Origin of the sequence: Streptomyces lonarensis (assembly GCF_012033735.1) — a bacterium.
In the GTDB taxonomy this organism is placed as follows: Bacteria; Actinomycetota; Actinomycetes; order Streptomycetales; family Streptomycetaceae; genus Streptomyces; species Streptomyces lonarensis.
In genome coordinates this window covers 1-6,374 of sequence record NZ_JAAVJD010000271.1, presented here as the reverse complement: position 1 = coordinate 6,374, position 6,374 = coordinate 1, and the positions used below count along the sequence as shown (strand labels likewise).

Sequence of the window (6,374 nt, the reverse complement as noted above, 5' to 3'; positions counted from 1 at the left end):
TTCCCGGATCGAGCTCCACGCGGGACGGGGTCGCGGTCACCGTCGCCGACAGCTGCGAATAGCCACTGATCGACGCAGTCACCGACACCGGCGCCAGGTCGGACGCGTCCATCCACACCCACGTCGCCAGATTCACCTTCTGCGCGTCCGCCGCCGGACTCAATCGGCACGGACATCCGGGATCTCCACCTCGGCATACGCCAGCTCCGCCAACATCTCCGGCGTCGGGGAGTTGGGGTGCGGCGGCGGGGTGTCGTCGTGGTCCACCCAAAAGATCTGCGACTCACAGCTCACGGTCGAGCCGTCGGGGTGGTTCGGGTTCGAGTGCACCGTCCACCAGGCACCCTCGTCCTCCCGCCCGATGTTGTGGTCCTCGTACTGGCTGTCCTCGCCGTAGGTCTCATCGTGCGAGTCGACGATCGCCGAGGCGTTGTCCGGGTCGGTCTTGTACGCCTGGTCCTTGGCGTAACCGTCCCACCACTCCTTGAACTCCGACGCCGACCACCGAGGCGCGTAATAGCAAGGCGGGCGCGACCAGTTCGACTTCCGCCCGGACAACGACCCACCAGCACCCGAATGCGGCGGATCGAATACGACACCGCCGACACCGGCATCAGAACCGGCCTCGGCCCTCAGCGTGGAACCTTCACTGCCACCGCGAAACTCGGTGTCTCGACTATCTCGCCCCTTGTCGCTGGCAGCTGCGGGCGACACAAAAACCACCAGCAGAAAAGACGTAACCAGCAACGTAGTCACCGCTCGCATCGTCCCTCCCCATCCCTGGCCTCCAGTGTCACGGTCTGCCAGACTCCCGCGTCGTTCACCTGCTGCCGGGAGGTGAAGTGAGTCGTGCCGCCGTCCGGTTCCTTTTCGCCTGTCTCCAGATCGATCAGATAGGACTCCGAGGTGTCCCGGCAGTAGCTGCTGACCGCAGCAGTCTCCGACTGCATCTCCAGAGAACGGTTGTAGTAGCGCGTGATCCCCCCGAAGGAGAGCTTGTCGTCATGCATGCTGGAAATGACTTCGACGCTCTCAAGCAGAGCCATATCGGCCTGATAGAAGGGCAGGGAAGGCACCTTGGTGTCGCCGCTGGTGATGGCCTCGTCCACCGCGTTGATGGCGTGCTCCTGGTCGGCGAGGACGGCGAGTTCGACCGGGTCGTCGGTGTCGACCTCCTCGAAGACGTTGTTCACGTCGTCCGGCAGGTTGATCTCCGGACGGTCGATACCGTCCTCGGGGAGTTCGTCCTCGCCCGTCTCGTCGTCCGCCTCGTCGCCCTCGCCCTCGCCCTCCGTGGGATCCGGCGAAGCCGAGGAGCCCGTGTCGGCACCGGGCAGCGGGTCGTCACTGGAGTCGTCGCTCCCGCCGCAGGCGGTGGCGAGCAGGCCGGTCGCCAGCACGGCCGCGATCACAGAGGCAGAGATTCGGCGCCGCATGTCAGAAACCCCTCGGAAGCGTTCGAACAGAGAAATACGGGTCACGATACGTCATGTCCCGGACACCCCGAGGAGCGGGCGGCCGGCAGGGCACGCCCCTGTGAGGACGGGATCGCGTGCCCAGCGGTTCCGGCGATTGCAGCGCGGGACTGGCACCGGGCTCTGCGCAAAGCCTGGCGCAGGGTTCCAAGCGCCCCCGGCGTGCGCTCCCCCACGCGAGTGAGAGCGGCGCGGCGAGGGCGGTCGGAGCTGCTCTGATGTGCGGGTCGAGCGCTCGTCTCGACCGTCTCACCACGCAGAAGGGCCCTCCCCGGTGCCGCACGGCCAGAACAACTACTCCCGCGTCATCTGCGCTCCCGCTGCCGCGACTCTCGGCACCAAGGAGCACCTTTCCGGTGATCAGGTGCTGGCCGCGCTGAAACCGGACGAGGTCTTCATGATGGGCGACAACGCCGACCTGCCGCGGATGCCCGAGCGGCCCACGCTCGCGGACTACTTCCGTCTCCGTTTGGCGCTGGACCCGTTCACGGTCCGGCACATGTTCCAGAGCGCTCGGCGGGCGCGCGAGCAGGGCATGGGCGAGAAGGTGGTGCTCGCCTGCCTCTTGCACGACATCTCGGTGGCGGGGCTGCTGCGGAGCCAGCACGGGCACTGGGGCGCCCAACTGGTGGAGCCGTACGTGGACGAGGAGGTCTCCTGGGCGATCCGGCAGCACGAGGTGCTGCGGTTCTTTCCCGACGACAGCGTGGGGTACGGCTACCCGCAGGCGTACGAGGGGTTCTTCGGTGCGGAGTACCGGCCGCCGGCGCACACGCGGGCGGCGTACCGCGAGGCGCGTCGTCACCGCTGGTACATGTCGGCCCGCATGGTCACGGTCAACGACGTCTATACGTTCGATCCTGACGTCGAGGTGGAGTTCGGGGAGTTCGAGGACGTGGTCGGGCGCCACTTCCGGCAGCCTGTGCAGGGGCTGGGCTTCGACGGTTCAGCGGTGGCACACATGTGGCGGACGATGATCTGGCCGAACAACTTCCTCTGAGCCCGCCGCACCTCCTCCCCTCCCCTCCCCTCCCCCTCCCGCCGGACGCGGTCGGCTCGGGTGGCGGATGGCGCCGCCGGTCTCCCGCGGTCGGCCGCCGCCCGAGCACGCGCGGCCCGTCAGTCGCGGGCGGGCCGCTTGGCGATGACGGCGATCTCGATGGCCTGGCCCGCTCCGAAGCTGGGCGCGAGGGTGCCGACCGCCTCCCACCCCTCGGCGCCCAGCGCGGTCAGATCGCTCTCGATCTGCGCGTAGTCGAAGGCCTTCCAACCGAGCTTGTAGGTGAGCACCTTGTGCTCCCAGCGGGTCGTCATCAGCGGTTCCTTTCGGCGGTGCTGCGAGCCAGACTCCCGCGCCCCGGGGCCTGCCCCGCCGGGCGAGGCGGGGACACACCCCGTAGCCCACACCGTGCCCCCGGGGCACGGTCAAGGACGCTGGTCGGCGTGGCGCGGCAACTGTGGCCGGTAAGCGGCCAACCGATCCCGCCGCTGCACTCCCGCGGCTAGGTTCCGGGGCGCCCGGCGGCCGGACGGCCTGCCGGGCCCTGCCGGATCGGCCCTGGAGGACCGTTGAGGAAACCAAGCAGACGTGCACGGGTGGCGGTGGTGGCGACCGGGGTGGTGCTGGCGTTGACCGCCGGCCTCGGTGGTGCGGCGGCCGAGCCGCCCCACCACCCGGAGAGCACCGGTGGCGGTGGCGGCTCACTGACGCTGATCACCGGCGACCGGGTGCTGCTGGACGCCACGGGGGCCGTCTCGGGTCTGGTGCGCGGCGAGGGCCGCGAGCACATACCCGTGCGGGTCTCGGAGCGGGACGGGTCGACGCTGGTCGTGCCGTACGACGCGGCTCCGCTCATCGAGGCCGGCACGGTCGACCTCGCGCTGTTCGACGTCACCGAGTTGTCGCGCAAGGCCTACTCCTCGTTCGCGGGCATCCCGCTGATCGTCGGCTACGAGGACGGTTCCCGCTCGGTCGAGCGGGAGGTCCGGGGCGGTGACGGCGTCGAACTCCGGGCACGGCTGGACGTGGTGGAGGCGGACGCGCTGACCGTGACGGAGGAGAGCGCCCCCACGCTGTGGCAGACCCTGACCGAACCGGTCGACGGGGACGCCGCGCGGCTGTCGTCCGCTCCCGGTGTCCGCACGGTCTCACTGGATCGGGTGCGCCAGGCGTCGTTGGACACGGCTGTCGAGCAGGTGGGCGCCGACATCGCGCACGAGGCCGGGTACGACGGGACGGGCGTCACGATCGCCGTCCTGGACACCGGCATCGCCGCCGACCACGGTGACTTCACGGGCCGGGTGAGGGCGGCCGCCGACTTCACCGACGACGAGGACCACGCGGACCTGCACGGCCACGGGACGCACGTCGCCTCCACGGCGGCGGGTTCGGGGGCACGGTCGGACGGCGTTCACCGCGGGGTGGCGCCGGGGGCGGAGCTGCTGGACGCTCGGGTCCTGGACGCGTACGGCGACGGGTTCGACTCCTGGATCATCGAGGGCATGGAGTGGGCGGTCGACCAGGGCGCCCAAATCGTCAACATGAGCCTGGGGGCGGCTGTCTGGCCGGGTCACGACCCGCTGGTGGACGCGGTCGACCGCATGTCGGAGGAGCACGGCACCCTCTTCGTCGTGGCGGCGGGCAACACCGGTCCGGGCGCCGGGAGCGTGGAGTCGCCCGGCATCGCCGGGGCGGCGCTGACGGTCGGGGCGGTCGATCACCGGGACTCGATGGCGGGTTTCTCGTCGGTCGGCCCCGTGGCGGGTGACGGCCGGCTGAAGCCCGACCTGACCGCGCCGGGGGTGGAGATCGCTTCGGCGGCATCGCCGGGCAGCACGCTGGAACTGGTGGCGACGCCGGTGGCCGACGGCTACATGGGCCTGTCCGGCACGTCGATGGCGACACCGGTGGTGGCGGGCGCCGCCGCGCTGCTGCTGCAGCAGAACCCGGGGTGGACCGGGGAGCAGCTCAAGGCGGCGCTGGTGTCCTCGTCGGCGGGGATCGACGCGACCCCGCAGCAGACCGGCACCGGCCGGGTGGACGTGGCGCGGGCGCTGGAGCAGACGGTGACCGTCGTTCCCGGCTCCCTGGACTTCGACGCCGTGGCGTACCCGTACGCCGACGCGGCGCCGGCGACCCGCGAGGTGACCTACCGGAACAGCGGCGACGCGGACGTGACGCTCGACCTGGCGCTGACCGTCACCTCCCCCGACGTCGGGGCAGCGGCCGAGGGGGCGTTCTCGCTCGGCGCGGAGAGCGTGAGCGTTCCGGCCGGCGGCACCGCGACCGTGGAGGTGGTGGCGGAACCGGCAGCGGTCGGCGAGAGCGCTGCCGGCCATCACGGTGTGGTCGTCACCGCCACCAGCGGCACGCTGCAGGTTCGCGCGGCGGGGTCGCTGTCGCTGGAGCCCGAGATGGCCGACCTCACCGTCGAGGTGATCGGTCGGGACGGCGAACCGCTGGACGGGGCGCGGGTCTTCGTGCTCGGGGAGACGGACGGCTTCAACACCCTCACCGAGGACGGCGCGGTCCACGGTCGCCTCCCGGTGGGGCGCGCCCTGGTCGAGGTGCTCGCCGGCGGGCCCTGGGACGCCGGCCCGGAGGAGACCCGCACGGACTGGGCCCTGGCGCCCGTGCTCGACCTGGACGGGCCCACCGTGCTGACGGTGGATCTGCGGGAGACGGCCGAGTTGGAGTTCGCCGCGCCCGACCCCGACGCGGAGCTGCAGGAGTTGGCGGCCCGCTACGAGTCCCCGGGGCTGAGCCAGTGGGCGTGGTTCTTCGGGGCGCAGCCGGAGGGGGTGCACTCGCTGGCTGTCGGTGAGACCCCGGAGGACGCCGGGTTCGGCGTCTCCTTGGCCTCCTTCCATCTCGGGGACGGGGACGTGCAGTACCACGGCCACCGCCGGGTCGAGGGCGCCTTCCCGACCGGCCTGGTCAACCGGCCTTCCGTGGCGGAGATGGCGCGTGTCGACGTCGAGGTCGGGTCCCGGCAGGAGGGGGCCACCGGCTGGGCGGGCGCGGCACCGGAACGGTTCGGGCTGGGCCTCGGCGCCTTCCTGCCGGTGCCCGGCAGCGCGGAGATGCTGCTGCAGGACACGGCGGCCTGGTCGTTGAGCGCTTCCGAGGACGGCGCCGACGGGTGGGCCGTCCAGGGGTCGAGCACGGCGTTGGAACGGTTCGACGCGGGGCAGGATCACCAACGCCTCCTCAACGTCGGGGTCTTCGGGCCTGCGGCCTACTCGGCGGCTCCGCTGTGGCGGGAGGGCAACGTCCTCCACTCGGACCTGTCGCTGTTCGCGCCGGGCGCCGCCGCGACGGGCTGGGCGGACGCGGATTCGGGGAGCACGCGAATCCTCCGGGACGGCGAGCTGCTGCGGGAGGTGCCGCTGCCGCTGCCGGAGGTGGCGGTCGGGCTGCCGGCGGGCGAGGGTGACTACCGGGTCGTCTCCACCGCCTCCCGCACCGGGGCGGGGTACACCGACGTGTCGACGGAGGTCACGCTCGACATGACGTTCACCTCGGCGACGACGGACGAGTTCGAGCCGATCGACGGCCCGCCGCTGGTGCGGTTCCGCCCCGAGTTGGCGTTGGACAACACCGCGCCGGCCGACGTCCGCGGGTTCCCGCTGCCGCTGGCGCTGCACGGGGGCGAGGCGGTGTCGTTGACGGTGGAGAGCTCGGTCGACGGCGGCGCGAGCTGGGTCACGGTGCACGACGGGGCCGGTGACGTCGACTCCGTCGCGGTCGACAACCCGGCCGCCGGGGGCTCGCTGTCGTTGCGGGCCACGGCTGTCGACGCCCGGGGCGACCGCACGGTCCAGACGATCGTGCACGCCTACCGGACGCGTTGACGGGCGGGTCCCGGCCGGCCGCGCACCCCGCCGGCCGGCCGGGAC

The 6,374-nt window shown here is 71.7% G+C and carries 5 protein-coding genes; 2 read left to right on the top strand and 3 right to left on the bottom strand.

Annotated elements, in window-relative coordinates; all coding sequences use genetic code 11:
- Positions 1-159: 159 nt before the first annotated feature.
- Both HCN56_RS22485 and HCN56_RS22480 read right to left on the bottom strand, forming a co-directional pair.
- Positions 160-558 carry a hypothetical protein gene (locus HCN56_RS22485; RefSeq protein ID WP_167974007.1) on the bottom strand — a complete coding sequence of 133 codons (399 nt, stop codon included), beginning with the start codon at positions 556-558 and terminating at the stop codon, positions 160-162.
- 194 nt (positions 559-752) lie between these two features.
- The gene (locus tag HCN56_RS22480) at positions 753-1,412 is read right to left on the bottom strand and encodes a hypothetical protein (protein WP_167974005.1); all 660 of its coding nucleotides are present in this window, start codon (positions 1,410-1,412) and stop codon (positions 753-755) included.
- Between the two features lie 337 nt (positions 1,413-1,749).
- Between HCN56_RS22480 and HCN56_RS22475 the strand changes: the two genes are divergently transcribed.
- Positions 1,750-2,475, top strand: a complete 726-nt coding sequence (locus HCN56_RS22475) for a hypothetical protein (RefSeq protein WP_167974003.1) — start codon at positions 1,750-1,752, stop codon at positions 2,473-2,475.
- A gap of 119 nt (positions 2,476-2,594) precedes the next feature.
- On the opposite strand, the gene HCN56_RS22470 is transcribed toward HCN56_RS22475, so the two are convergent.
- Positions 2,595-2,789: a DUF4177 domain-containing protein gene (locus tag HCN56_RS22470; RefSeq protein ID WP_167974001.1), complete on the bottom strand. Its 195-nt coding sequence runs from the start codon at positions 2,787-2,789 to the stop codon at positions 2,595-2,597.
- A 282-nt stretch (positions 2,790-3,071) separates the two neighbouring features.
- Between HCN56_RS22470 and HCN56_RS22465 the strand changes: the two genes are divergently transcribed.
- Positions 3,072-6,329 (top strand): S8 family peptidase, encoded by a 3,258-nt coding sequence (locus HCN56_RS22465; RefSeq protein ID WP_167973999.1) that lies wholly within the window; start codon positions 3,072-3,074, stop codon positions 6,327-6,329.
- Positions 6,330-6,374 lie beyond the last annotated feature (45 nt).